The 24893-nt window shown below is 71.0% G+C and carries 22 protein-coding genes and 1 riboswitch; of the genes, 8 read left to right on the top strand and 14 right to left on the bottom strand.

Going from position 1 to position 24893, the window contains the following annotated elements:
* Positions 1–229: 229 nt before the first annotated feature.
* Together SVTN_RS25375 and SVTN_RS25370 are read right to left on the bottom strand one after the other, a co-directional pair.
* Positions 230–1696, bottom strand: a complete 1467-nt coding sequence (locus SVTN_RS25375) for a sensor histidine kinase (RefSeq protein WP_041131176.1) — start codon at positions 1694–1696, stop codon at positions 230–232.
* Between the two features lie 435 nt (positions 1697–2131).
* Positions 2132–2731, bottom strand: coding sequence for a TetR/AcrR family transcriptional regulator (locus SVTN_RS25370; RefSeq protein WP_041131175.1), 600 nt, complete (start codon positions 2729–2731; stop codon positions 2132–2134).
* Positions 2732–2815: 84 nt separating this feature from the next.
* Here SVTN_RS25370 and SVTN_RS25365 point away from each other — a divergent pair, with 84 nt between their 5' ends.
* Positions 2816–3580, top strand: coding sequence for an SDR family oxidoreductase (locus tag SVTN_RS25365; protein WP_041131174.1), 765 nt, complete (start codon positions 2816–2818; stop codon positions 3578–3580).
* A 317-nt stretch (positions 3581–3897) separates the two neighbouring features.
* Positions 3898–4683, top strand: coding sequence for a glucosamine-6-phosphate deaminase (gene nagB, locus SVTN_RS25360; protein ID WP_041131173.1), 786 nt, complete (start codon positions 3898–3900; stop codon positions 4681–4683).
* A 211-nt stretch (positions 4684–4894) separates the two neighbouring features.
* Here nagB and SVTN_RS25355 read toward each other — a convergent pair whose 3' ends face one another.
* The 4 genes from SVTN_RS25355 to SVTN_RS25340 form a co-directional block, all read right to left on the bottom strand.
* On the bottom strand, positions 4895–6418 hold the full coding sequence (locus tag SVTN_RS25355) for a glycoside hydrolase family 3 protein (RefSeq protein ID WP_041131172.1): 1524 nt from the start codon (positions 6416–6418) through the stop codon (positions 4895–4897).
* Between the two features lie 8 nt (positions 6419–6426).
* On the bottom strand, positions 6427–7263 hold the full coding sequence (locus tag SVTN_RS25350; RefSeq protein ID WP_041134238.1) for a carbohydrate ABC transporter permease: 837 nt from the start codon (positions 7261–7263) through the stop codon (positions 6427–6429).
* A 29-nt stretch (positions 7264–7292) separates the two neighbouring features.
* Positions 7293–8315 carry a carbohydrate ABC transporter permease gene (locus SVTN_RS25345; RefSeq protein ID WP_052499295.1) on the bottom strand — a complete coding sequence of 341 codons (1023 nt, stop codon included), beginning with the start codon at positions 8313–8315 and terminating at the stop codon, positions 7293–7295.
* 139 nt (positions 8316–8454) lie between these two features.
* Positions 8455–9753: an extracellular solute-binding protein gene (locus tag SVTN_RS25340; RefSeq protein WP_041131171.1), complete on the bottom strand. Its 1299-nt coding sequence runs from the start codon at positions 9751–9753 to the stop codon at positions 8455–8457.
* Positions 9754–10195: 442 nt separating this feature from the next.
* On the opposite strand from SVTN_RS25340, the gene SVTN_RS25335 reads away from it, so the two are divergent.
* The 6 genes from SVTN_RS25335 to SVTN_RS25310 all read left to right on the top strand — a co-directional run bounded on the left by SVTN_RS25335 (position 10196) and on the right by SVTN_RS25310 (position 17306).
* A complete protein-coding gene (locus tag SVTN_RS25335; RefSeq protein WP_041131170.1) occupies positions 10196–10960 on the top strand; it encodes a GntR family transcriptional regulator in 765 nt (254 codons plus the stop codon).
* Between the two features lie 190 nt (positions 10961–11150).
* The gene (locus SVTN_RS25330; RefSeq protein ID WP_052499294.1) at positions 11151–11414 is read left to right on the top strand and encodes a DUF3311 domain-containing protein; all 264 of its coding nucleotides are present in this window, start codon (positions 11151–11153) and stop codon (positions 11412–11414) included.
* Positions 11411–13042: a monocarboxylate uptake permease MctP gene (gene mctP / locus SVTN_RS25325; RefSeq protein WP_041131168.1), complete on the top strand. Its 1632-nt coding sequence runs from the start codon at positions 11411–11413 to the stop codon at positions 13040–13042. The genes SVTN_RS25330 and mctP overlap by 4 nt, the downstream gene beginning before the upstream one ends.
* Before the next feature lie 73 nt (positions 13043–13115).
* Positions 13116–13616, top strand: coding sequence for a GNAT family N-acetyltransferase (locus SVTN_RS25320; RefSeq protein WP_041131167.1), 501 nt, complete (start codon positions 13116–13118; stop codon positions 13614–13616).
* 55 nt (positions 13617–13671) lie between these two features.
* A riboswitch (cobalamin riboswitch) is annotated at positions 13672–13801 on the top strand.
* A 134-nt stretch (positions 13802–13935) separates the two neighbouring features.
* Positions 13936–16290 (top strand): ribonucleoside-diphosphate reductase subunit alpha, encoded by a 2355-nt coding sequence (locus SVTN_RS25315; protein WP_041131166.1) that lies wholly within the window; start codon positions 13936–13938, stop codon positions 16288–16290.
* Positions 16290–17306: a ribonucleotide-diphosphate reductase subunit beta gene (locus SVTN_RS25310; RefSeq protein ID WP_041131165.1), complete on the top strand. Its 1017-nt coding sequence runs from the start codon at positions 16290–16292 to the stop codon at positions 17304–17306. Before SVTN_RS25315 ends, SVTN_RS25310 begins: the two co-directional genes overlap by 1 nt.
* A gap of 64 nt (positions 17307–17370) precedes the next feature.
* Here the strand turns inward: SVTN_RS25310 and def are convergent, their stop codons facing one another.
* From def to SVTN_RS25270, 8 genes are all read right to left on the bottom strand, one after another.
* Positions 17371–18021 carry a peptide deformylase gene (gene def, locus SVTN_RS25305; RefSeq protein WP_041131164.1) on the bottom strand — a complete coding sequence of 217 codons (651 nt, stop codon included), beginning with the start codon at positions 18019–18021 and terminating at the stop codon, positions 17371–17373.
* Between the two features lie 72 nt (positions 18022–18093).
* Complete coding sequence (locus SVTN_RS25300) at positions 18094–19074, bottom strand: tetratricopeptide repeat protein (protein WP_017236276.1); 981 nt, start codon at positions 19072–19074, stop codon at positions 18094–18096.
* Between the two features lie 79 nt (positions 19075–19153).
* Positions 19154–20410, bottom strand: coding sequence for an HD-GYP domain-containing protein (locus SVTN_RS25295; protein WP_041131163.1), 1257 nt, complete (start codon positions 20408–20410; stop codon positions 19154–19156).
* Positions 20407–21915, bottom strand: a complete 1509-nt coding sequence (locus SVTN_RS25290; protein WP_245727951.1) for an HD-GYP domain-containing protein — start codon at positions 21913–21915, stop codon at positions 20407–20409. Before SVTN_RS25290 ends, SVTN_RS25295 begins: the two co-directional genes overlap by 4 nt.
* A gap of 190 nt (positions 21916–22105) precedes the next feature.
* Positions 22106–22423, bottom strand: coding sequence for a mycothiol system anti-sigma-R factor (gene rsrA / locus SVTN_RS25285; RefSeq protein WP_041131162.1), 318 nt, complete (start codon positions 22421–22423; stop codon positions 22106–22108).
* Positions 22420–23076 (bottom strand): sigma-70 family RNA polymerase sigma factor, encoded by a 657-nt coding sequence (locus tag SVTN_RS25280; protein ID WP_030207302.1) that lies wholly within the window; start codon positions 23074–23076, stop codon positions 22420–22422. Before SVTN_RS25280 ends, rsrA begins: the two co-directional genes overlap by 4 nt.
* Positions 23077–23330: 254 nt before the next feature.
* Positions 23331–23963, bottom strand: coding sequence for an alpha/beta hydrolase family protein (locus tag SVTN_RS25275; RefSeq protein WP_041131161.1), 633 nt, complete (start codon positions 23961–23963; stop codon positions 23331–23333).
* A 93-nt stretch (positions 23964–24056) separates the two neighbouring features.
* Complete coding sequence (locus SVTN_RS25270; protein ID WP_041131160.1) at positions 24057–24872, bottom strand: SOS response-associated peptidase; 816 nt, start codon at positions 24870–24872, stop codon at positions 24057–24059.
* Positions 24873–24893 lie beyond the last annotated feature (21 nt).

Raw genomic sequence — 24893 nt, 5'->3', positions numbered from 1 at the left:
GCAAGCGGCGCGTACACCGCGTACGCAATCACCGCCCCGAGCCGCAGCGCGCAGCAGTAACCCACAGCATTCGAGCCCCGGACCGATTCCCTTCGGTCCGGGGCTCGCTGCTGTGAACTCGCTTCGCTCCGCTGAGAGCTCACTTCCGGGGCGAGCTCACTTCTGCCGTGAGCTCGCTTCCGCCGTGAACTCGCTTCTGTTGCGAACGCTCTTCTGTTGCGAACTCGCTTTATTTCTGCGGCCGTACGGGAATGTCGAGGACCACCTTCGTGCCGCGCTCGGCGCCCGGCAGCATGTCGAAGGAACCGCCCAACTCCCCTTCCACCAGGGTCCGTACGATCTGCAGGCCGAGGTTGCCGGCCCGCTGCGGGTCGAAGCCCTCGGGCAGACCGCGGCCGTCGTCCTGGACCGTGATCAGGAGCCGGGCGTCCGCCCGGGTCTCGCCGCGGACGGCGCTGACCTCGACCGTGCCCTGCTCCCCCTGTGTGAAGGCGTGCTCGAGAGCGTTCTGCAGGATCTCGGTGAGGACCATGGAGAGCGGGGTGGCGACCTCGGCGTCCAGGATGCCGAAGCGGCCGTTGCGCCGGCAGGTGACCTTGCCCGGGGAGATCTCGGCGACCATCGCGATGACCCGGTCGGCGATCTCGTCGAACTGCACCCGCTCGTCCAGGTTCTGGGACAGCGTCTCATGGACGATGGCGATCGAACCGACGCGCCGCACGGCCTCGTTGAGGGCCTCGCGGCCGCGGTCGGAGTCCATCCGGCGGGCCTGGAGGCGGAGCAGGGCGGCCACCGTCTGGAGGTTGTTCTTCACCCGGTGATGGATCTCCCGGATGGTGGCGTCCTTGGTGATCAACTCGCGCTCGCGGCGACGCAGTTCGGTGACGTCCCGGAGCAGGACGAGCGAACCGATCCGGGTGCCCTTGGGCTTGAGCGGGATCGCCCGCAGCTGGATCACCCCGCCGTTGCCCTCGACCTCGAACTCGCGGGGCGCGTAGCCGGAGGCCAGCTTGACCAGGGCCTCGTCCACCGGGCCCCGGGAGGGGGCGAGTTCGGCGGTGATCTGGCCGAGGTCCTGACCGACCAGGTCGGCGGCGAGACCGAGCCGGTGGTACGCGGAGAGGGCGTTCGGCGAGGCGTACTGGACGACGCCCTCGGCGTCGAGCCGGACGAGGCCGTCGCCGGCGCGCGGCGAGGAGTCCATGTCGACCTGCTCGCCGGGGAAGGGGAACGTTCCGGCGGCGATCATCTGGGCGAGGTCGGAGGCCGACTGGAGGTAGGTGAGCTCCAGGCGGGAGGGGGTGCGGACGGTCAGCAGGTTGGTGTTGCGGGCGATGACGCCGAGGACCCGGCCCTCGCGGCGCACGGGGATGGACTCGACCCGCACCGGGACCTCCTCGCGCCACTCCGGGTCGCCCTCGCGGACGATCCGGCCCTCGTCGAGGGCGGCGTCGAGCAGCGGGCGGCGACCGCGCGGCACCAGATGGCCGACCATGTCGTCCTGGTAGGAGGTGGGTCCGGTGTTGGGCCGCATCTGGGCGACGGAGACGTACCGCGTGCCGTCGAGGGTCGGGACCCAGAGCACGAGGTCGGCGAAGGAGAGGTCGGAGAGCAGCTGCCACTCCGACACCAGCAGGTGGAGCCACTCGAGGTCGGAGTCGCTCAGGGCGGTGTGCTGGCGGACGAGGTCGTTCATGGAGGGCACGGTGCGAGCGTACCCGCGGAATTACAGGGGCGGTGAACCTGGATCTCCCGGGCTCCGTGTTGGAGGATGGGCCGGGAAAGACCGCGTTCCTGTGGATGGACAGACAAGAATGGTCTAGTCCACAATGAACGCAACAGAGCCTCCATCCTCCCCGCACAGGAGGATGGAACGAGGAACCGGCGCTCTCTGCCCTGACTGCGCCGAGACCTCCCACACGGCCGAGGGACCGCACACCCCCGGCCGGGCAACTCCGGGCTGCGGTGCCAGGCGGGCTGAGGGTCCCGCCGGGCGCCGTAGCCCGCGGGTGTTTCCGGGGGGCTTTTCCGCCACACGGCGAGGGCCTTCCGCGACCGAGCAAGAGCTTTCCACGACCGGGCGAGGGCTTTCCACGGCCCGGTGGGGGCTTTCCACGACCCGGCGGGTGCGTCACTCCCCCGCCGGCCAGGCCCGCATCGCCGCCTCGGCCACCGCCGTCAGCTCCTCCGCCGTCGCCCCGTCGCGGGCCTGCTGGGACATGCCCTGGAGGACGGCGCCGCTGAAGCGGGCGAGCGCGCGGGGGTCGGTGCCGGCCGGCAGCCCGCCCGACTCCACGTCGCGGCGGATGCGGTCCTCGACGGTCGCCAGGTTCGCGTTCCTGTGGTCCCGCAGGGCCCCCTCGACCTCGGGGGTCGAGCAGTTGATCGCGGCGGAGATCATCAGGCAGCCGCGCGGATGCCCCGGTTCGGTGAAGACGTGGGCGGCCTCGCGCAGCATGCGCCCGACGGCGTCGCGGGCCGTCGCCTCCTCGGCGAGGGCCTGGTCCCCATAGGCGCCGTACGACCGCGCGTACGCCTCGACGACCTCCTCGAACAGCGTCTTCTTGTCGCCGAAGGCCGCGTAGAGACTGGGGGCGCTGATGCCCATGACCCGGGTGAGGTCGGAGACGGAGGTCGTCTCGTAGCCGTGCTCCCAGAAGGCCATCGTCGCCTGCTCCAGGGCCGTGAGTCGGTCGAAGGAGCGGGGGCGGCCGCGCGGTCTCGTCACCATGGAGTGAATTCTATAGCGCTCGCTACGAATCGTGGGGTACGGTCTTTACGTAACGACCGCTACAGAAACGAGGGGGGCGTCTCCATGGGCGTGCTCGAAGGAAAGCTGGCCGGGAAGACGGCGCTGGTCACGGGTGGTAGCCGGGGCATCGGGCGGGGGATCGCCGAGCGGCTCGGCCGCGAGGGCGCGCGGGTCGCGGTGCACTACGGGACGAACGAGGAGGCGGCGAAGGACACGGTCGCCGCGATCGAGGCGGCCGGCGGGTCCGCCTTCGCACTGGGCCAGGAGCTGGGGGTGCCGGGGGACGCGGCGGCGCTGTGGCGGGCCTTCGACGCCCATGCGGACGGCCTGGACATCCTGGTGAACAACGCGGGGATCGGGGCGTCGCGGCCGTTCGCGGCGATCGACGACGAGGAGTACGACCGGATCTTCGCGGTCAACACGAAGGCGCCCTTCTTCCTGGCACAGCTGGGCGCGGAGCGACTGCGGGACGGCGGCCGGATCATCAACGTCTCCAGCGGTCTGAGCAGGGCGGCGGCCATGCCGGACCTGATGGCGTACGCGATGACGAAGGGCGCGCTCGACGTCTTCACCCGCTATCTGTCGAAGGTGCTCGGCCCGCGCCGGATCACGGTCAACTCGGTGGCGCCGGGGATCGTGGACACCGACGTCAACGCCGAGTGGCTGCGGGGGGACGAGGAGGCCTGGGCGGGGGCCGCGGCGCTGTCGGCGTTGGGCGCGGTCGGGACACCGCCGGAGATAGCGGACGTGGTGGCCTTCCTGGCCTCCGACGACGCGCGCTGGGTGACGGGCGACTGGATCGACGCGACGGGAGGCTCACTGGCCTGACGCGGGGTGCCGGGACGGGGACCGGGGCGTTCGGGAGCGGGGATCGGAGGCGTCCGGGGACGGGGTCCGGGGCGCCCGGGAGCGGGGATCGGGGGGCGTTCGGGGACGGGGTCCGGGGCGCCCGGGAGCGGGGATCGGGTGGCGCCCGGGGGCGGGTTCAAGTGGCTGGTGCGACAGGGGCGGCCGACGATGGAGGAGGTGCCGTCCGCGGGGCGGAACGGCATGAGGAGAAGGCCTTCCCTCTGCTAGATTTGGGCCTAGATTGGTCTATACCACACGGTCCTTCACCAGCCCCTCCCCAGATCGGCAGGCACAGCGTGGAAGTTGTCATCGTCAAGGACGCCAAGGCCGGCGGCGAGCTCATCGCGGACGGCATCGCCGACCTCCTGCGCCGCAAGCCCGACGCGCTGCTCGGCGTGGCCACGGGCTCGACTCCGATCCCGATCTACGACGCCCTCGTCGCCCAGGTATCCGCCGGCGCCGTGGACGCCTCCCGGGCGCGGATCGCCCAGCTGGACGAGTACGTCGGCCTGCCCGCGGGGCACCCGGAGTCGTACCGCTCCACCGTCCTGCGCCAGGTCGTCGAGCCGCTCGGGCTCTCCCCGGAGGCCTTCATGGGCCCCGACGGCTCCGCCGAGGACGTCCAGGCGGCCTGCGAGGCGTACGACAGGGCGCTGGCCGAGGCCGGCGGCGTCGACCTGCAGATCCTCGGCATCGGCACCGACGGGCACATCGGCTTCAACGAGCCGTGCTCCTCGCTCGCCTCCCGCACCCGGATCAAGACGCTCACCGAGCAGACCCGCGTGGACAACGCCCGGTTCTTTGACAACGACATAGAGCAGGTGCCGCACCACGTCATCACCCAGGGCATCGGCACCATCCTGGAGGCCCGTCACCTGGTGCTCCTCGCCACCGGCGAGGGCAAGGCCGAGGCCGTGGCACAGACCGTCGAGGGCCCGGTGGCGGCGCTCGTGCCGGCCTCCGCGCTCCAGCTGCACCCGCACGCCACGGTCGTCGTGGACGAGGCGGCCGCCTCCAAGCTGAAGCTCGCGGACTACTTCCGCCACACCTACGCGAACAAGCCCTCCTGGCAGGGCATCTAAGACGTACGGGAAAGGGCCCCGCACCTGGTCGGGTGCGGGGCCCTTGCTCGTAGCTCGGGGTCCGGAGCCCGGCGCTCGTAACTCGTGGCTCGGGCTCGTGGCTCGGGGGCCCGGGGCCGGGAGCCGGGGGCCTGGGGCCCGGGGCCGGGAGCCGGGAACCCGTGGCCCGGGAGCCCGGGGCCCGGGGGCCCGGGGCCCGTGTGGAAGGCCCTCAGGTGCCGGTGCCGACCACGGCCTCCGCCGCCGCGCGGCCGCAGACCCGGGCCGCGCCGTGCGTGGCGATGTGCAGGGCCCCGCGGGGCTCCGCCTCGTCGAGGCCCATCTCGACCACGACGGTGTCGGGGCGGGCGGCGAGGAGGCCGTCCAGGGCCTCGGTCATCCACGGGTGCCGGTGGGCGTCCCGTACGACCGCGACGATCCGCCGCTCCCCCGCGGCGGCCAGGACGGCGTCCACGGACGGCTCGTCGTAGGAGCCGGTCTCCGTGCCGGGCAGCAGGCGCTCCAGCTCGGCCGCGATGCCCCAGGGCGTCTCGTCGCCGACCGCGAAGTTCACGACCGGGGTGAAGGAGGCCACGTAGGGAGCGCTGGTCATCGGCGTGTGAGGCCGCTCCCCCCGGGTCACCTTCAGGGCCCTGCGGGCCGCCACGAGTCCGATGTCGGCGCCGGGCGCGGTCCCCTCCTGCACTGCCGCGCCCGGCACCGATCCAGCCCCCCTGGCCCGGTGCGCCTGGGTCCAGGCCGCCAGGGCGCGCACGCGCGCCGCGGCGTCGGCCAGCCGCTCCTCGGGCAGTTCACCGGTCCGTACCGCGTGGACGAGCGCGTCGCGCAACCGCAGCACGGTGTCCTCGTCGCACAGCCCGCCGCCGACACAGATGGCGTCGGCGCCCGCCGCGATCGCGAGGACGGATCCGCGCTCGATGCCGTACGTCGCCGCGACGGCCTGCATCTCCATGCCGTCGGTGACGATCAGCCCCTCGAAGCCCAGCTCCTGGCGCAGCAGACCGGTGAGGATCTGCGGGCTCAGGGTGGCCGGACGGTGAGGGTCGAGCGCGGAGAGCAGAATATGCGCGCTCATGACCGCTTTGGTACCCGCGGCGACGGCCGCGCGGAAAGGTACCAGCTCACGGGCGTGCAGTGTGGCGAGGTCCACATCGATCCGGGGCAGCGCGTCGTGGGAATCCACGTTGGTGTCGCCGTGTCCGGGGAAGTGCTTCGTGCAGGCCGCGACCCCGACGCCCTGGAGGCCGTCGACGTACGCCACGGTGTGCCGGGCGACCAGGTCGGGGTCCGGTCCGAAGGAGCGGACCCCGATGACCGGGTTCTCGGCGTTGGAGTTGACGTCCGCCGAGGGCGCCCAGTTCAGGTCGACGCCGCACTGCACGAGCCGGCGGCCGAGCTCGCGGGCGACGGCCCGGGTGAGCTCGACGTCGTCGACGTGGCCGAGGGCGTAGTTGCCGGGGAAGGACGAGCCCTGGTTGACCTCCAGGCGGGTGACGTCCCCGCCCTCCTCGTCGATGGCGACGAGGACGTCGTCCCGCTCGGCGCGCAGCTGCGCGGTGAGCGCGGCGAGCTGCTCGGGGCCGGCGATGTTCCGGCCGAAGAGGCCGACCGAGGACAGTCCCTCTCCGATGCGGCGGAGCAGCCAGTCGGGGGCGGTGGTGCCTTCGAAGCCGGGCTGGAGGACCGTGAGCGCGTCACGGGTCAGGGTGTCCGAGCCGTGGAGCAGTGTGGTCATGGGAGCCGTTATCCCTTCACCGCGCCGGCGGTCATGCCGCCGACGGCCTTGCGCTGGAGGAAGAGGAAGACGATGAGCACGGGGAGGGCGAAGAGCGTGGAGGCGGCCATGGTGGCGCCCCAGTCGCTGCCGAACGCGGTCTGGAACTGGGTCAGCCAGAGCGTCAGGGTCTGCGACTCCTTTTCCTTGTTCAGCATGAGGATCATGGCGAACTCGTTCCAGGCGGTGATGAAGCCGAAGAGCGAGGTCGACATCAGGCCGGGGGCGAGCAGCGGGAAGATCACCTTGCGGAAGGCCTGGCCGCGGGTGCAGCCGTCGATCTGCGCGGCCTCCTCCAGCTCGACCGGGACGGCGGCGATGAAGCCGCGGAGGGTCCAGATCGTGAAGGGGAGGACCATCACGAAGTAGATCAGCGTGAGCATCGGGATGCTGTTCAGCAGGTCGTTCTCGCGGGAGATCATGTACATCGCGATGACCATGACCTCCCAGGGGGCCATCTGCGCCATCATCACGATGAGGACGATCCCCTTGCGGCCCTTGAACTTGAGGCGGGCGATCGCGAAGCTCGCGGCCAGGGCGACGACGAGGGCGAGCGCCACGGCGCCGATGGTGACCGTGAGGCTGTTGGTGACGTACGTCCAGAACAGGTCGACGCCGGTGGCGGTCCCGTAGTTCTCGAACGTCGGCTTGAAGACGAAGACCGGGTCCTTCGTCATGATCTCGTGCTGCGGCTTCAGCGAGGACGAGAACATCCAGTAGACCGGGAAGATGAACACGACCGCGAGGACGAGGGCGCCGAGGTTCTTGGCGACCGCCGCGACCGTGAGCGGCTTCCGGGTGCGCAGCTTCTGCGGAGTCTGGGTGGTGGCGGCGCTCACAGCTCCTCCTCCTCCTTCAGGATCAGGCGGAAGTAGAAGGACATGACCGCGATGAGCATCACGATCGTCAGGATGGAGATGGCGGCGGCGACGCCGTAGTGGAACTGGCCGACGCCCTCGATGTAGGCGAAGACCGGGAGCGTCTCGGAGCCTCGGTCGGGGCCGCCGAGGTTCATGGCGTAGACCTGGGCGAACGCCTTGAAGATCCAGATGATCTCCAGGAACGTCGTGATCATGAAGAAGGACCGGAGGTTCGGGAAGACCACGGCCCAGAAGGTGCGCCAGCCGCTGGCGCCGTCCATCTTGGCGGCCTCGTACAGCTCGGTGCCGATGGTGGTCAGGCCGGCGTACATGTTGAGGGCGACGAAGGGGACGGAGCCCCAGACGAGCAGGATCAGGACGATGACCAGGGTGGAGAAGCCGGTCTCGAACCAGTTGTGCTGGTCGTAGCCGGAGAAGCCCAGCGTGCGCATCAGCCAGTTGGCGACGCCGAACTGCTCGTCGAAGAGCCAGCGGAAGACCGTGACGGAGGCGACGATCGGCATGGCCCAGGCGAACATCAGGGCCAGCGAGAGGACCAGTCGCATCTTCTTGCCGAGGCGGTTGAGCAGCAGGCCGATGCCCGTGCCGATCGCCATGATCAGCGCGACGTTGACGGCGGTGAAGACGACGCTTCGGACGGCGACGGTCCAGAAGTCCCCGTCACCGAGGAGGTCCGTGTAGTTGTCGAAGCCGGTCCAGACCGTCTCGCGGGTGATGAACTCCTTCCGGTTGAGCTGCTGGAAGGAGAGGATCACATTGCGGATCAGCGGATAGAGCAGCAGCACCGCCATCGACAGCAGGGCCGGCGCGACGAGCAGGTAGGGCAGCACCCCGCTGGGCAGGGAGCGCCTGCCGCGTGGAGGCTGAAGGACTTCCTTCGGGCCCGAAGAGGGTGGCGGAGTCTGAGACTTCCCTGCCGCCCTCCCGGGCGCGTCCTGGGGACCGGCGGTCGCCGTCCCCTGGGAGTCCACGGTCATGGTCTTATTCCTCGCGGTTCTGGGGCTCCCGCGCCCACCGGGGCGCGGCCCGGGAGAGCGGGCCGCTGACTCACTGCATCGCTGCGACGCGCCGGTGGTGCGGCCGGTGCGACACCGGCCGCACCACCGGGGCTACGGATTACTGCTGGTTGATGCGCTCGTTGATGACCTTGTCGGCCGCCTCGCCGGCCTTCTTGACGTCCTCGCCCTTCAGGACCTTGGTCATGTAGTCCTTGATCGGGTTCGGGGCGGTCTCGACGTTCGCCCAGCCCGGGGTGACCGGGGTGACCTTGCCGGAGGCGGAGGAGGCCGCCATGGCCTCGGCGAAGGAGCCGGCGGCCGGCTTGAACTGCGCGGAGTCGGTGTTCGGAAGCAGCGCGCCCTCGGTGGCGGCGGCGTACTTCGTCATGAACTCCTTGCCGGCGGCGAGGGCCAGCCACTCCTTCGCGAGGTCCTTGTTCTGGGAGCGCTCGGCGATGGCGAGGTTGGAGCCGCCGAGGAAGACGGAGCCCGGCTTGTCGGCGGTCTTGCCCGGGATCGGGAAGTAACCGAAGTCCGCCGTCTTGCCGGCCTTCTTCATGGCGTCGATGGCGCCGCCGGCCTCCCAGCCGAGACCGATCCAGGACGCCACGCCGCCCTTGGGGATGATGTCGGTGGACTGCTGCGGGGTCGCCTCGTCCTTGTCCTTCGGAGCGGTGGAGTAGGACGCCAGCTCCTTGTAGAAGTTCATGGCGCTGGCGGCCTCGGGGGAGGACAGGTTGCCCTTCCACTTGTCGCCGTCCTTGACCGCGAGGTCGCTGCCCTCGTCCCAGATGAGACCGGCGAGGACGTACCAGGACTGGCCCGGCAGGTAGATCGCCTGCGACTTCGGGTCGGAGGCCTTGAGCTTCTTCAGGCCCTCGATCCACTCGGCGCGGGTCTTCGGCGGGGTGACGCCGGCCTTCTTGAAGGCGGCCTTGTCGTAGACGACGACGCGGTTGGCGGCGTACCACGGGGCGGAGTAGAGCTTGCCGTCCAGCTCGTTGGAGGCGACCATGCCCTTGTTCCAGGCGTCGTAGCCGAGCTTGGCCTTGTCGCCCGACAGGTCGGCGAGACCGCCGGTGACCGCGTAGCCGGCGGTCTGCGTGTTGCCGAGCTCCAGGACGTCCGGCGGGGTGTCCTCGGAGAGGGCGGTGGTGACCTTCTCCTGGATGCCGTTCCAGATCTGCTTCTCGACCTTGACCTTGACGCCCGGGTGCTTGGCCTCGAAGGTCTTGTTCACCTCGGCCATCCACGCGTCCGGCGCGGAGCCGTCCATGACCCAGACGGTCAGGGTCTTGTCGCCCCCGGCGGCCTTGCCGCCGTCCTTGCCCTTGTCACTGCCGCTGTCGGAACCACACGCAGCGATGGAGACCATCATGCCCGCGACACCGATCGCCGCGATGAGCTTGCGCTTCACGCCACCCTCCTCAGGGATGCCTGCAACCCCCTGCCCACCGCGCGAAGACATACGTCGGGTAATGCTCGTGGGGCTGGGACCTGGTCTTTAATGGTTTAGACCAGTAACCGGGAGCTTGGCCTAGACCTTTTGGGGTGTCAAGGGTGCGCAAGAGGGGTGACGGCGTCCGTTATCGGACCGACACCTCGCCCCGCCGGCCCCCGCGGACGGCCCCCACGGACGGGCGGCCGCACCCCGAGCGATCCACACCTCCCCATCGGAATGGCCTAGACCAACGAGGGATCTCTCGGTGTATAAGAAGGCAGCAGGACGACTCCTCCTCGCCGAACCGGCACATATCGGCAGGAGAAGACGTGATGGCACACGAAGCGTGCCACCATGTGAGCCGCGACATTCGGAGGAGCCGGTGACGGCAGCAGCACAGGAGTCGGGAAGGCAGGCCATGGCCACGGACGCGGGCAGCACGGACACGGAGGGCGGGGTCGCCACCCGCACCGCGCGCGTGCCCAAGTACTACCGACTGAAGCGACACCTGCTCGACATGACGGAGACCCTGCCGCCCGGCACGCCGGTCCCGCCGGAGCGGACGCTCGCCGCCGAGTTCGACACCTCACGCACCACCGTGCGCCAGGCGCTCCAGGAACTGGTCGTCGAGGGCCGCCTCGAACGCATCCAGGGCAAGGGCACCTTCGTGGCCAAGCCCAAGGTCTCGCAGGCCCTGCAGCTCACCTCGTACACCGAGGACATGCGGGCCCAGGGCCTGGAGCCCACCTCGCAGCTCCTCGACATCGGGTACGTCACGGCCGACGACACCCTCGCCGGACTGCTCGACATCTCGACCGGCGGCCGGGTGCTCCGCATCGAGCGCCTGCGCCTCGCGAGCGGCGAGCCGATGGCGATCGAGACCACCCACCTGTCGGCGAAGCGCTTCCCCGCCCTACGCCGCTCGCTCGTGAAGTACACCTCGCTGTACACGGCCCTCGCCGAGGTCTACGACGTGCACCTCGCCGAGGCCGAGGAGACCATCGAGACCTCCCTCGCCACCCCGCGCGAGGCCGGGCTGCTCGGCACGGACGTCGGCCTGCCGATGCTGATGCTCTCCCGCCACTCCCTCGACGCCCAGGGCGAGCCGGTCGAGTGGGTCCGGTCCGTCTACCGCGGCGACCGGTACAAGTTCGTGGCGCGCCTCCAGCGCCCCAACGACTGAGCTTCCCGTACGGAACTTCCGTACGGAACGAACGGCCGCACCCCACCGGTGCGGCCGTTCGGCGTTTCCCTTACGGGACGCCAACTCCGAAGAATCGCTTCCGTTATGCGGACAGGGGTTCCCAGCGACGGAGCAGTCCCCTAGATTTCCCCAGCATTACCGAGGTGATCAGCGAGGGGACGGAATCGCCATGCCAGAAGCGTCAGATGTGACACAAGGGAAACAACCGACCATCACCCCCCTGCGGGTGGTGATCGCGCTCTGCCTGTTCGCTCCGTTCGTGGCGATGCTCTGGGTGAGCTCGTACGCGAAGGTCGAACCGCTCTTCGCCGGCATCCCGTTCTTCTACTGGTACCAGATGCTCTGGGTGCTGATCTCCACGGCCCTCACCATGATCGCGTACAAGCTGTGGCAGCGGGACCAGCGCGCCCGCAAGGGAGGTGACGCGCGATGAAGGACGGCGTGAACGGCGTGAACGGCGTGGCGCTCGGCGTCTTCGTCTTCTTCTTCCTGGCCGTCACGGTCATGGGCTTCCTCGCCGCGCGCTGGCGCAAGGCCGAGAACGAACACAGCCTCGACGAATGGGGCCTGGGCGGCAGATCGTTCGGCACCTGGGTGACCTGGTTCCTGCTCGGCGGCGACCTCTACACGGCGTACACCTTCGTCGCCGTCCCCGCGGCCATCTACGCGGCGGGCGCGGCCGGCTTCTTCGCCGTCCCGTACACGATCCTCGTGTACCCGCTGATCTTCACCTTCCTGCCGCGCCTCTGGTCGGTCTCGCACAAGCACGGGTACGTCACCACCTCGGACTTCGTGCGCGGCCGCTTCGGTTCCAAGGGCCTGTCGCTCGCGGTGGCCGTCACCGGCATCCTCGCCACCATGCCGTACATCGCGCTCCAGCTCGTCGGCATCCAGGCCGTCCTGGACGTGATGGGCGTCGGCGGCGGCGAGAACACCAACTGGTTCGTGAAGGACCTGCCGCTGCTCATCGCCTTCGGCGTCCTGGCCGCGTACACCTACTCGTCCGGCCTGCGCGCCCCCGCGCTCATCGCCTTCGTCAAGGACACCCTGATCTACATCGTCATCGCGGTGGCGATCATCTACATCCCGATCAAGCTGGGCGGCTTCGACGAGATCTTCGGCAAGGCGGCCGAGGCGTACAAGACGATCAACCCGGCCACCGGCAAGCCGAAGGGCGCGCTCGTGCCCGGCGAGGCCGGCCAGTGGACGTACGCGACGCTCGCGCTCGGCTCGGCGCTCGCGCTCTTCATGTACCCGCACTCCATCACGGCGACGCTCTCCTCCAGGAGCCGCAACGTGATCCGCCGCAACACCACGATCCTGCCGCTGTACTCGCTGATGCTGGGCCTGCTCGCGCTGCTCGGCTTCATGGCGATCGCCGCCGGCGTGAAGGTGACCAACGGCCAGCTCGCCATCCCGCAGCTCTTCGAGAACATGTTCCCGGACTGGTTCGCGGGCGTCGCGTTCGCCGCGATCGGCATCGGCGCGCTCGTCCCCGCCGCGATCATGTCGATCGCCGCGGCCAACCTCTTCACCCGCAACATCTACAAGGACTTCATCAAGAAGGACGCCACCCCGGCCCAGGAGACCAAGGTCTCCAAGCTGGTCTCCCTCCTGGTGAAGGTCGGCGCCCTCGTCTTCGTCCTCACCATGGACAAGACGGTCGCGATCAACTTCCAGCTGCTCGGCGGCATCTGGATCCTGCAGACCTTCCCGGCGCTCGTCGGCGGCCTCTTCACCCGCTGGTTCCACCGCTGGGCGCTGCTCGCCGGCTGGGCCGTCGGCATGGTCTACGGCACGGCCGCCGCGTACGGCGTCGCCAGCCCGACCCAGAAGCACTTCGGCGGCTCGGCCGCCGAGATCCCGGGCATCGGCGAGATCGGCTACATCGGTCTCACCTCCTTCGTGCTCAACGTCCTCGTCACGGTCGTCCTGACCTTCGTCCTCAAGGCCGTCAAGGCCCCCGAGGGCGTCGACGAGACCTCCCCCGAGGACTACACGGCGGACGCGGGCGACGCCGGTGTCCGCGACCTCCCGACGGTCGGCGCCGGAGCGCACTGACCCACGGACGCTCGAAAGAGGGGCCCGGGAAATCCCGGGCCCCTTCGCGTGCGCCGGAGGCAGACTGGGGCCCATGGATTTCACGATCAGGGCGGTACGGCCCGAGGAGTACGAGGAGCTCGGCGACCTCACCGGTTTCACCTATCTGAACGACGGGCTGCTGCTGCACGGCGAGGACGACTTCTACCTGGCCGTGCTCCGCGACACGGCCCGGCGGGCGCGCGAGAGCGAGGTGCTCGTCGCCGTCGACGCCGACGGCGGGATCATCGGCGGGGTGACCTTCGCGGAGGGCGGCACCACCTGGGCGGACATCGCCGTCCCCGGCGAGGCCGAGTTCCGGATGCTCGTCGTCGCGCCGAAGGCTCGCGGCAGGGGCGTCGGAGAGGCCCTCGTACGCGCCTGCGTGGACCGGGCGCGAGCCCTCCCCGGCTGTGCGCGCCTGGTGCTCTCCACGGCCGATCTGATGGTCTCCGCGCACCGGATCTACGAGCGGCTCGGCTTCGTCCGCACCCCCGAGCGGGACTGGGAGCCGATCCCCGATCACTCGCTGCGCACGTACGCCCTGGAGTTGTAACTCCCGGGACCGACACAACATGTGGGGGGTGCCATGAGCGGCGCCCCCCACATGTATGCTCGTCCTCGCTGTCGACGCAGGGGAATCCGGCGCGAATCCGGAACTGTCCCGCAACGGTGTGCTTCGTGCGGTTTCGTGCTTCACACGGAGTGAGTCCGAGGACCTGCCGGCAGCGCGCCCGGTCCGTCCGTTCCGGGTGCCACAGACGTCCGGGCCTCGCGGAGTTGGGTCGGTGGATGCGGCGCGCCCGCGCGTACGGGGTGCCCGCCTGCCCGCCTTCCCGCCCGAGGCCCCGAGCCGAGCGAGGGAGAGCCCCCACGTGACCATCGCGCCCGCCGATCCGGCCGCAGCGATCGAGACCGACGGCCCCGGGACCGTACTCCTGCGGACCCTGACCGATCTCACCGCCGACCTCCCGGACACCGACCCCGGCAAGGTCGCCGCCGCCGCCCTCCGCGGCCGCAGCGCCACGTCGGACGAGGCGGAGCTGCGCGAGCTGGCCACCGAGGCGGCCGCCGGCCTGATCGCCGAGGACCCCGCGTACTCCCGGCTCGCCGCCCGGCTCCTCACCATCACCATCGCCGACGAGGCCGCGGGACAGGGCGCCGTCTCCTTCTCGGCCTCCGTCGCCGTCGGTCACCGCGAGGAGCTCATCGCCGACCGCACCGCCGAGTTCGTCGCCCAGCACGCCGAGCGGCTCGACGCGACGATCGACCCGGCCGGCGACGACCGCTTCGGCTACTTCGGTCTGCGCACCCTCTACTCGCGCTACCTGCTTCGCCACCCGATCACCCGCAAGGTGATCGAGACCCCGCAGCACTTCATGCTGCGCGTCGCCTGCGGCCTCGCCGAGGACGACTCGGTCCGCGCGCTCGACGAAGTGGCGGCCCTGTACGGCCTGATGAGCCGCCTGGACTATCTCCCGTCCTCCCCCACGCTCTTCAACTCCGGCACCCGCCACCCGCAGATGTCCTCCTGCTACCTCCTGGACTCCCCGCAGGACGAGCTGGACTCCATCTACGACCGCTACCACCAGGTCGCGCGCCTCTCGAAGCACGCGGGCGGCATCGGCCTCTCGTACTCCCGCATCCGCGCCCGCGGTTCGCTGATCCGCGGCACCAACGGCCACTCCAACGGCATCGTGCCGTTCCTGAAGACCCTCGACGCCTCCGTCGCCGCCGTGAACCAGGGCGGCCGCCGCAAGGGCGCCGCCGCGGTCTACCTGGAGACCTGGCACGCGGACATCGAGGAGTTCCTGGAGCTCCGCGACAACACCGGCGAGGACGCCCGCCGTACGCACAACCTGAACCTGGCGCACTGGATCCCGGACGAGTTCATGCGCCGCGTCAACGCCGACGCCGAATGGTCGCTCTTCTCCCCGTCGGACGTGCCCGAGCTCGTCGACCTGTACGGCGAGGAGTTCGACGCCGCCTACCGCAAGGCCGAGGCGGCGGGCCTGGCCCGCAAGACCATGCCGGCCCGCGACCTGTACGGCCGGATGATGCGGACCCTCGCGCAGACCGGCAACGGCTGGATGACCTTCAAGGACGCCTCCAACCGGACCGCCAACCAGACGGCCGAGCCGGGCACGGTCGTCCACTCCTCCAACCTCTGCACCGAGATCATCGAGGTCACCAACGACGGCGAGACGGCCGTCTGCAACCTCGGCTCGGTCAACCTCGGCGCGTTCGTCGTCGGTTCGGACATCGACTGGGAGCGCCTGGACGAGACCGTCCGCACGGCCGTCACCTTCCTCGACCGGGTCGTCGACATCAACTTCTACCCGACCGAGCAGGCGGGCCGCTCCAACGCCAAGTGGCGCCCGGTCGGCCTGGGCGCCATGGGCCTCCAGGACGTCTTCTTCCAGCTGAAGCTGCCGTTCGACTCGGCCGAGGCGCGCGCCCTGTCGACGAGGATCGCCGAGCGGATCATGCTGGCGGCGTACGAGGCCTCCGCCGACCTCGCCGAGCGCAGCGGCCCGCTCCCCGCCTGGGACAAGACCCGCACCGCGCAGGGCGTCCTGCACCCCGACCACTACGACGTCGAACTGAACTGGCCGGAGCGCTGGGCCGCGCTGCGCGAGCGCATCGCGACGACCGGCATGCGCAACAGCCTCCTCCTCGCCATCGCGCCGACGGCGACCATCGCCTCGATCGCGGGCGTCTACGAGTGCATCGAGCCGCAGGTCTCCAACCTGTTCAAGCGCGAGACGCTCTCCGGCGAGTTCCTCCAGGTCAACTCGTACCTCGTCGACGAGCTGAAGAAGCTCGGCGTGTGGGACGCGCAGACCCGCGAGGCGCTGCGCGACTCCAACGGCTCGGTGGCCGGCTTCACCTGGGTCCCGGCCGAGGTCCGCGAGCTGTACCGCACGGCCTGGGAGATCCCGCAGCGCGGCCTCATCGACATGGCGGCGGCGCGCACCCCGTTCCTGGACCAGTCGCAGTCCCTGAACCTGTTCATGGAGACGCCGACCATCGGCAAGCTGTCGTCGATGTACGCGTACGCCTGGAAGCAGGGCCTGAAGACGACGTACTACCTGCGCTCCCGCCCGGCGACCCGGATCGCCCGCGCCGCCCAGGCCGCCGCCCCGATCCCCGTCCAGCAGGCGACCCCCGACGCGGACGCCATCGCCTGCTCCCTTGAGAACCCCGAGTCCTGCGAGGCCTGCCAGTAATGAGCTCCACCGAGAAGAAGAACCTCCTGGACCCGGGCTTCGAGCTCACGCTCCGCCCCATGCGCTACCCGGACTTCTACGAGCGCTACCGGGACGCCATCAAGAACACCTGGACCGTCGAGGAGGTCGACCTCCACTCGGACGTCGCCGACCTCGCCAAGCTCACCCCCGGCGAGCAGCACATGATCGGCCGTCTGGTCGCGTTCTTCGCGACGGGCGACTCGATCGTGGCGAACAACCTGGTCCTGACGCTCTACAAGCACATCAACTCCCCGGAGGCGCGGCTGTACCTGAGCCGTCAGCTCTTCGAGGAGGCGGTGCACGTCCAGTTCTACCTGACCCTCCTGGACACGTACCTCCCCGACCCGGACGACCGCGCCGCCGCGTTCGCCGCCGTCGAGAACATCCCCTCCATCCGCGAGAAGGCGCAGTTCTGCTTCAAGTGGATGGACTCGGTCGAGAAGATCGAGAAGCTGGAGACGGCCGCCGACCGCCGCCGCTTCCTGCTGAACCTGATCTGCTTCGCGGCCTGCATCGAGGGCCTGTTCTTCTACGGCGCCTTCGCGTACGTGTACTGGTTCCGGTCGCGCGGTCTGCTGCACGGCCTGGCGACGGGCACCAACTGGGTGTTCCGCGACGAGACCATGCACATGAACTTCGCGTTCGAGGTCGTGGACACCGTCCGCAAGGAGGAGCCCGAGCTCTTCGACGACGCGCTGCAGCAGCAGGTCACGGACATGCTGAAGGAGGCCGTCGAGGCGGAGCTGCAGTTCGGCCGTGACCTGTGCGGCGACGGCCTGCCGGGCATGAACACCGAGTCGATGCGCGAGTACCTCCAGTGCGTCGCCGACCAGCGGCTCGTGCGCCTCGGCTTCCCGCCGGTCTTCGGCTCGGAGAACCCGTTCGCGTTCATGGAGCTCCAGGGCGTCCAGGAGCTGACCAACTTCTTCGAGCGCCGCCCGTCCGCCTACCAGGTGGCGGTCGAGGGCTCGGTGGACCTCGACGAGGACTTCTAGCCGGTACGTGGAAGGGCCCCGCACTCCGAGGAGTGCGGGGCCCTTTCGCGTCTCTACGGGAACGTCACTCGTTCGGGACGACCGGGTAGCGCGGCGTGCCCTCTTCCATCTGGCGGAGGGCGTCCTTGCGGTCGCGCTTCGACAGCTTGTCGATGTAGAGGAAGCCGTACAGGTGGTCCGTCTCGTGCTGGAGGCAGCGGGCGAAGTAGCCGGTGCCGCGGACCTTGATCGGGTTGCCCTTCATGTCCTGGCCGGTGACCTCGGCGTAGTCCGGGCGGGCCAGCTCGGCGTACGCGGTCGGGACCGACAGGCAGCCCTCGTTGGACTCGTCGAGGACGCGGAGCTCGGCCGGCAGGTCGACGAGGACCGGGTTGATCACGTGGCCGACGTGGCGCTTGCCCTCGTCGTCCATGCAGTCGTAGACGAAGACCTTGAGGTCGACGCCGATCTGGTTGGCGGCGAGGCCGACGCCCTCGGCGGTGCGCTGGCTGGCGAACATGTCGTCGATCAGCTGCGCGAGCTCGTCGTCGAACTCGGTGACGTCCTTGCACTCCCGGTGCAGGACGGGGTTGCCCACGACCGTGATGGGGCGCGAGGTGCCGCGCTCGCGGTGGGCGGTCTCGCGCTCCTCGGTGTCCTCGGTGTCGACGATGAAGCCCTCGTCGTCCACGGCGTACACGCCCGTCTGCTCCTGATCAGTGCCCTGCTGCGACATGTCCGCCGTACGCCTTCTTCCTCGAACCGGTACACCCCGTGGTAGGTGCGATGTACAGCCTACGGGCAGCGGTCAGCAGACTTCCTCAAGATCCCGCCATTCCCGGCTGTCCGGGCTGTCCGCCACCCAGCCGTCCAGAAGGCCCCGCACCAGGCCCGCCGGGGCCGCGATGCCGCACTCCCGCTCGGGGACCCACAGCTCGCCGGGCGAGCGGTGGCCGAGGGGGCCGGGGTGTCCCGGTTCGCTGTGGTCGTGCGGGTCGGAGTGCTCGCCCTCGCCCTCGGCGCTGGGCATGGTCGACTCGGAGCAGGCGCGGCAGAGCAGCCGTACGGAGGAGGACCAGTCCTCGGCGGCGAATCCGGCCTCTGCGGCGAGCTGCTCCAGGGCGTCCCGGTCGGCCTCGGTGGCGGCCTCCAGGAGGACTACCCAGGTGGGGACGGGGGACGGGGCCCAGAGCTCGATCTCGTCGAAGACCGGGTAGGAGGGGCCTGCGGTGGTGGTCCGCTCGCCGTTCGGGACGCCGTCGTGGAGGACGACCTCGCCCCAGCGGCGGCCGGAGGACGGCAGCGGGATGGAGAGGACCTCGATCCGGGCGGGGTCCAGGCGCCGGCCCCATACGACCTCGGCCTCGCCCTCGGGCGAGAGGCGGACGGCGGCGCTGCCGAGCTCCATGCCGGCGGGCTCGCCGGTGCCCGCGGCGGCGCCGGGGACCTTCAGTCCGTAGGCCTGCCAGGCGCGGCGGGCCAGCGGCCAGTCCTGGAGGGCGGTGGCGGCGATGCCCACGTTCCACCAGTCGGGGGCGCCGGTCTCCTTGTCGAGGAGCGCGACGGCGCGCAGCCCGGCGGCCCGGGCCTGCTCCCAGTCGTGCCGGAACTTGTGCAGCAGCGCCAGGTTGAACCAGGACTCGGAGAGCCAGGGCTCCAGATCCGCCGCGCGCGTCAGGAGTGCGCCCGCGTCCTCGTACCGGCCGTCGCCGATCAGCGTGAACGCGCGGTCGGTGGCCTGCCGCCACGAGGCGGAGGGCCGATGCCGTACCTTCCCGAAGATCTTCACGATTCCCGCCTGCCGGTCGCTTCACCCTCTTGTTCGCATCCAACCATGCCCGGTCGGACGCGCGCTCATTACCCATGGGTTACCCAGGGACGCCCGAGGTCACCCCAGTGGGTCCGCCTCGCGCCAGGACCCTGGCCAGGCTCTCGACGACGTCCGGGTGGTAGTCGCGGGCGGTGCCGAGCCTGAGCCGTTCCAGGGCGTCGAGGGCGGCGCCCGCGCTCTCGCCGGCGAGGTCGTCGTAGGCGTTCACGGCGCGGACGATCCGGGCGGCCGGCGGTTGCTCGCGGTACGGGTCGGCCTGCCGTTCCACGACGACGGCGACGGCCTCGGGGACGCCGGTCCTGCGGACGACCTCGCCGCCCAGGAGGGCGATCCGGCGCTGTTCCTCGGCGGGCAGGAGGGCGGTGGCACCGCCGGCGACCGGGTCGACGAGGGAGAGCTGTCCGATGTCGTGCATGAGCGCCGCGTGCTCCAGGACGGTCAGCTCGGTCCCGGAGAGGCCGAGCTCGCGTCCGACGGCGGCGCTGAGGGCGGCGACGCGGCGGGCGTGCCCGGGCGGGGTGCAGCCGGCGATCTCGGTGGCGCGGGCGAGGGAGGCGATGGTCTGCCGGTTGACGGTGCGGACGGCCGCGTACCGCCGGAAGGAGACCTGGGTGAGCAGGAGGGGTACGGCGAGGACGGGCAGGGCCCAGAGGCCGGCGGCGGCGACGCCGAGGGCCATGACGGTGCCGGTGGCGCAGACGGCGGAGCCGATGCCGAGGAGGGCGCGGAGTTCGTCGCGGAGGAGGGGGCCGTACGGGAATCCGGTGCGGGCGCGGAGCACGAGGGCGGCGAGGACGGCGTCGCACAGGGCGGTCAGGGCGAGCAGGAGGACCAGGAAGAGGGCGTAGGCGGGGCCCTGGCCGAGGTGCTCGGTGACGGTGCCCGAGTTGTAGAGGGGCTGGAAGCAGAGCGCGGCGAAGCCGACGGTGAGGACGCGGCGGGCGAGGTGGTCGGGGTCGGGGCCGTGTCCGCGGGCGGTGTGGGGGACGATCCCGGCGAGGCCCGCGGCGACGACGACGGCGACGGTCTGGAGGACGCCGTGGGTGGTGGCGGTGCCGGCGCTGGTGCCGAGCAGGGCGTACGCGAGGGCTCCGGCGGCGGCGAGCGGTGCGGGTTCGCGTTCGCCGGGTGTGGCGCCCCAGCGGGCGAGTTCGCCGAGGGCGATGAGGGTGCCGAAGGCGAGGGCGTTGCCGGGTTCGTCGATGCCGTGCCAGAGGGTGTGGGCGAAGGCGGCGAGGCCGAGGAGGAGGGCGGCGCCGTGCACGGTGCCGACGGTGAGGGCGCCGGGTCTCACGCGGGCTCCTTGGCGGCCGGTGCGGGGAGGGGTTCGCGCGGTGGTGGGACGGGCTCGGGCCGCGGGGACGCGCCCGTGGTCCCGTCGGCGGTGACGGCGGGCTGCGGGAACGCGCCCGTGGTCCCGTCGGCGGTGACGGCGGGCTGCGGGGACGCGCCCGTGGTCCCGTCGGCGGTGACGGCGGGCTGCGGGGCCGGTTCGTCGGCGGTGACGGCGGGCTGCCAGCCGTGCCGGTCCAGGGCCCGGGTGAGGGCGGTGACCATCCGGGGGTCGAACTGGGTGCCGGCGCAGCGTTCCAGTTCGGCGAGGGCGGTGGGGACGGGGCGGGCACGGCTGTAGGAGCGGGTGGAGGTCATGGCGTCGAAGGCGTCGGCGACGGCCACGACCCGGGCGAACTCGGGGATCTGTTCCCCGTGGAGCCCGTACGGGTAGCCGCTGCCGTCCATGCGTTCGTGGTGGTGGAGGATCGCGGCGCGCGCCTCGCCGAGGAAGCCGATGCCGCGGACCATCTCGTGGCCGTACTCGGGGTGGAGTTCGATGACCTGGCGTTCCTCGGGGGTGAGGGGGCCGTCCTTGGTGAGGACCCGGGTGGGGACGCCGAGTTTGCCGACGTCGTGGAGGATGCCGGCGAAGCGGACGACGTCGAGGCGGTCCTCGGTCATGCCGAGCTCACGGGCGATCAGGACGGAGGCGTGGCCGACGCGTTCGCTGTGGCCGCGGGTGTAGCGGTCCTTGATGTCGACGGCCTGGACGAGGGCGCGGATGGTGGCCTGGTGGGCGGCGCGCTCGCGGTGGTACTGGGCGAAGACCCAGCAGGAGATGTACATGGGGAGGAGGACGAAGAGCGCCGCGACGGGGCCGTACGTGCTGCGCCAGAGGACGGCCATCATGAGTCCGGCGAGGCCGTGGACGGTGTGCGGGGCGAGGGCCCGGCCGAGGAGGCCGCGCCAGGCGGTCCGTAAGGGCAGTCCGCCGGCGGTGGCGCGGATGCCGCCGTCGAGGGCGGTGAGGGCGAGGCAGAAGGCGAGGGCGGCGGCGCCGGCGGGCAGCAGGGCGTACGGCAGGTCGGGGGCGTCCGGGCCGTGGCCGAGGGCGGTGGGGCCGCCGAGGGTGCCGGCGGTCAGGGCGGCGGTCCAGACGGCGAGGGCCGTGGCGGCGGCCCGCCAGGCGCGGCGGGGTGCGGCGGGGGGTTCCTCGACGCGGGCGAGGAGGCTGCCGGGGATCGCGGTGAGCGCGGCGGCGGCGGGCGGCAGGAGCAGTGCGGAGGCGAGGAGTACGGGGAAGAAGGAGCCGGTGCCCATGGGGACGGCGGCGCCGAGGGTGCGGCCGAGGAGCCGGCAGCGGGCGGGCAGCTCGCAGAGCGCGTACAGGGCGGCGAGGAGCGCGGCCGTGCCCCAGGGGACGGGCGCGCCGGGGCGCAGCGCGGGCAGGGCGCAGGCCCCGGCGCCGAGCAGGGCGCAGCCGATGTACACGCGGGCCGCGCGCGGAATGACCTTCACGCCCATCACGCCCGTCACGCTAGCGAGTTGGGCGGGCGGGGGCGGCGCGCTCCCGGTGATTCGCACCATCGGGTGATACAAGCTGATATATGCGCGAGGCCGCCGCGAACGCGTCGCGGCGGCCTGTCGCTCCCCTGATACGGCTGTACGGGAAGGAGTGTTGCTCCTGCGGCTGCCCCTGCCCTCGCTCCTGCGGTTACTCCTGCGGGGCGGGCGTCTGCGGGGCGGCCACCGTGATGTCCTGCTCGGGCACCAGGTGTCCGGCGCGGATCAGGTCGATCCGGCCCATGACCTTGGCGCGCAGGTCGGTGGGGACGTCGTCACTGCCGCAGCAGCGCTTGACGAGCTTCTTCACCGCCTGCTCCAGGCCGTACTTCTCCAGGCACGGGGAGCACTCCTCGAAGTGCACCTCGAACTTGGTGCAGTCACTGTCGGGCATCTCATGGTCGAGGAACTCGTAGAGATGGTCCAGGACCTCTGAGCAATCCGTCTCGTGCGGCTCTCCGCAGCTCATGAGCCCGAGCCTTTCAGATCGTTCGACGACTCTCCGGCGCCCGCGGGAACCAGCCCGCGGTCGCGAGCGTAGTCCTCGAGCATGCCGCGCAGCTGGCGGCGGCCCCGGTGCAGTCGGGACATCACCGTACCGATGGGTGTCCCCATGATGTCCGCGATCTCCTTGTACGCAAAGCCCTCGACATCGGCGAGATAGACGGCGATGCGGAACTCCTCGGGAATCGCCTGGAGCGCTTCCTTCACGTCGGAGTCGGGAAGGTGGTCGAGCGCCTGCGACTCGGCGGAGCGCAGACCGGTCGACATGTGCGACTCGGCGCGGGCGAGCTGCCAGTCCTCGATCTCCTCGGCGGCGCTGCGCTGGGGCTCACGCTGCTTCTTGCGGTAGGAGTTGATGAAGGTGTTGGTGAGGATGCGGTAGAGCCAGGCCTTGAGGTTCGTGCCCTCGCGGAACTGGTGGAAGGATCCGTACGCCTTGGCGTAGGTCTCCTGCACCAGGTCCTCCGCGTCCGCGGGGTTGCGCGTCATGCGGAGCGCGGCCGAGTACATCTGGTCGAGGTAGCCGAGGGCGTCCCGCTCGAAGCGCGCGTTGCGCTCCTCGGTCGTCTCCTCGGGGCCGTCGTCGGTCCCTGTGTCGGTCCCAGTGACCGGACCCACCTCCTCCAGCGCGGCGGCGAGCCCGAGGGCGGACCCGCTCGTTTCGGAGGATAGACGAGGAAGCACTCCGCCCGCCGCCCGAATCGGGGCGCTCCTGGGCGCGGGCAGCACTGTCCAGTCGAGGTCAGCGGCCTGCGCGCGCTCCGGGCAGATGGTCATACCCATACGACGGACTCCCTCTTCCTTGCTCTCACACCGACGTTCTCCACAACAGTGGTCCCTCGCTCAACATTCCCGGGGGCGGGGGGCGTACGTCAGCGGAGGGCGGAGATCCACTCGGTGACGCCGTCGACGAGACCGGCGAGGGCCTCGTCCTGGGTCAGCGGCGCGCGCTTGGCTACGGCGAAGCCGTGGTCCCCGTACGGGACCTCGACGAGGCCGTACGGGCCTTCCGGGAACTCCTCGGGCCGCCCGAAGGGGTCGTTGCCGCCCTGGACGACGAGCGTGGGGAGCCCGGTGCCGAGGAGCTCCTCGGCACGGGTCTTCTCGGGCTTGCCCGGCGGGTGGAGCGGGAAGCTCAGCGCGAGGACGGCGAGCGCGCCGAGCTCCCGGCCGGTGCGGCAGGCGACCCGGGCGCCGGCGCTGCGGCCGCCCGCGATCACCGGGAGGCCGGGCTTCGCGAGGTTCGGCCAGAGGCCGCGCCAGCCGGCGTCGAGGGTCTTCGGCGCGGGCGCGACCTTCTTGCCGGCGACCCGCCAGGGCTGCTCGACGAGGGCGACGGTCACGCCGTGCGCGGGCAGTGCCGCGGCGAGGGCCTGGAGGTCGCGGGCCTCGACGCCGCCGCCGGCGCCGTGCCCGAGGGCGAGGACGGCCCACGGCTTCGTGCCCGCGTACCAGGTGATGCGTGCCTCACCGGCGTCGGTGGAAACGGTTTCGTACTGTGTCACGTCCCCATCCTGCCGCCCCGCGGGCCCGGAGGTCGGAATCCTGCCGCCCGCGGGCCCGAGGGTCGGAATCCTGCCGCCCGCGGGCCCGGGGAGTCAGAAGAGCGTGCCGACTTCCGGGCCGTCGAGCTCGGCCAGGAGCTCGGGGCCGTTGTTGCGGACGTTGCTGACGGCGGTGGCGACCGGGTAGGCCCGCATCAGGCCGCCCGGCGGCGGGGCGAGCAGCCCGCGCAGCTCCTCGGGGTCGGTGCGCGCCGGGTCGAGCCAGGCGTCCCAGCGGTCCTCGGTCAGCATCAGCGGCATCCGGGGGTGGATCTCGGCGAGCGAGCGCGGGCCCTCTGCGGGGGCGACGCCGAGCGGGCCGGTCTCGGCCTCGGTGGTGACCACCGAGCAGGTCACCCACCACGCGGCGGGGTGCTCGGGCGGCAGGGTGCCGTCCCGCCAGAACTCGTAGAGCCCGGCCATCGCGAAGACGGAGCCGTCCGCCGGGGTCACGAAGTACGGCTGCTTGCGGGCCCGCTTCTTCTTCCCCTCGACCTCCAGGTCGCGTTCGGCGGTCCCGGTCACCCACTCGTAGTAGCCGTCGGCGGGCAGGATGCACCGGCGGGACTGGAAGGCGCGCTTGAAGGAGGGCTTCTCGTCGACGGTCTCCGCGCGCGCGTTGATCATCCGGGCGGCGCCCTCGGGCGACTTCGCCCAGGACGGGACGAGCCCCCATCTCAGCGCGCGCAGCTGGCGAACCGGCCGCCGGGATCCGGCGTCTTTCAGAGGACGCTCCAGAACGGCCCAGACCTCCTTGGTCGGGGCCACGTTCCAGTCGGGGGCCAGGGCCTCCTCCGGCTCCCACTTCTCGATCCCGAAGGCCTCGACGAGGTCCTCGGGCCGCCGACTCGATGCAAACCGTCCGCACATGCGTGCCACACTGCCACGTTC

This window comes from Streptomyces vietnamensis (assembly GCF_000830005.1).
In the GTDB taxonomy this organism is placed as follows: domain Bacteria; phylum Actinomycetota; class Actinomycetes; order Streptomycetales; family Streptomycetaceae; genus Streptomyces; species Streptomyces vietnamensis.
Note: the sequence above shows the minus strand (reverse complement) of the source record. Positions and strands in the feature narration are given on the sequence as shown.

What these genes read in the sequence shown, in the direction of transcription:
- SVTN_RS25330 (WP_052499294.1), top strand. Translation starts at nt 11,151, where the DNA reads ATGCCAGAAGCGTCAGATGTGACACAAGGGAAACAACCGACCATCACC.
- SVTN_RS25365 (WP_041131174.1), top strand. Translation starts at nt 2,816, where the DNA reads ATGGGCGTGCTCGAAGGAAAGCTGGCCGGGAAGACGGCGCTGGTCACG.
- SVTN_RS25320 (WP_041131167.1), top strand. Translation starts at nt 13,116, where the DNA reads ATGGATTTCACGATCAGGGCGGTACGGCCCGAGGAGTACGAGGAGCTC.
- mctP (WP_041131168.1), top strand. Translation starts at nt 11,411, where the DNA reads ATGAAGGACGGCGTGAACGGCGTGAACGGCGTGGCGCTCGGCGTCTTC.
- SVTN_RS25310 (WP_041131165.1), top strand. Translation starts at nt 16,290, where the DNA reads ATGAGCTCCACCGAGAAGAAGAACCTCCTGGACCCGGGCTTCGAGCTC.
- SVTN_RS25375 (WP_041131176.1), bottom strand. Translation starts at nt 1,696, where the DNA reads ATGAACGACCTCGTCCGCCAGCACACCGCCCTGAGCGACTCCGACCTC.
- SVTN_RS25290 (WP_245727951.1), bottom strand. Translation starts at nt 21,915, where the DNA reads ATGGGCGTGAAGGTCATTCCGCGCGCGGCCCGCGTGTACATCGGCTGC.
- SVTN_RS25335 (WP_041131170.1), top strand. Translation starts at nt 10,196, where the DNA reads ATGGCCACGGACGCGGGCAGCACGGACACGGAGGGCGGGGTCGCCACC.
- def (WP_041131164.1), bottom strand. Translation starts at nt 18,021, where the DNA reads ATGTCGCAGCAGGGCACTGATCAGGAGCAGACGGGCGTGTACGCCGTG.
- SVTN_RS25355 (WP_041131172.1), bottom strand. Translation starts at nt 6,418, where the DNA reads ATGACCACACTGCTCCACGGCTCGGACACCCTGACCCGTGACGCGCTC.
- SVTN_RS25345 (WP_052499295.1), bottom strand. Translation starts at nt 8,315, where the DNA reads ATGACCGTGGACTCCCAGGGGACGGCGACCGCCGGTCCCCAGGACGCG.
- rsrA (WP_041131162.1), bottom strand. Translation starts at nt 22,423, where the DNA reads ATGAGCTGCGGAGAGCCGCACGAGACGGATTGCTCAGAGGTCCTGGAC.
- SVTN_RS25270 (WP_041131160.1), bottom strand. Translation starts at nt 24,872, where the DNA reads ATGTGCGGACGGTTTGCATCGAGTCGGCGGCCCGAGGACCTCGTCGAG.
- SVTN_RS25370 (WP_041131175.1), bottom strand. Translation starts at nt 2,731, where the DNA reads ATGGTGACGAGACCGCGCGGCCGCCCCCGCTCCTTCGACCGACTCACG.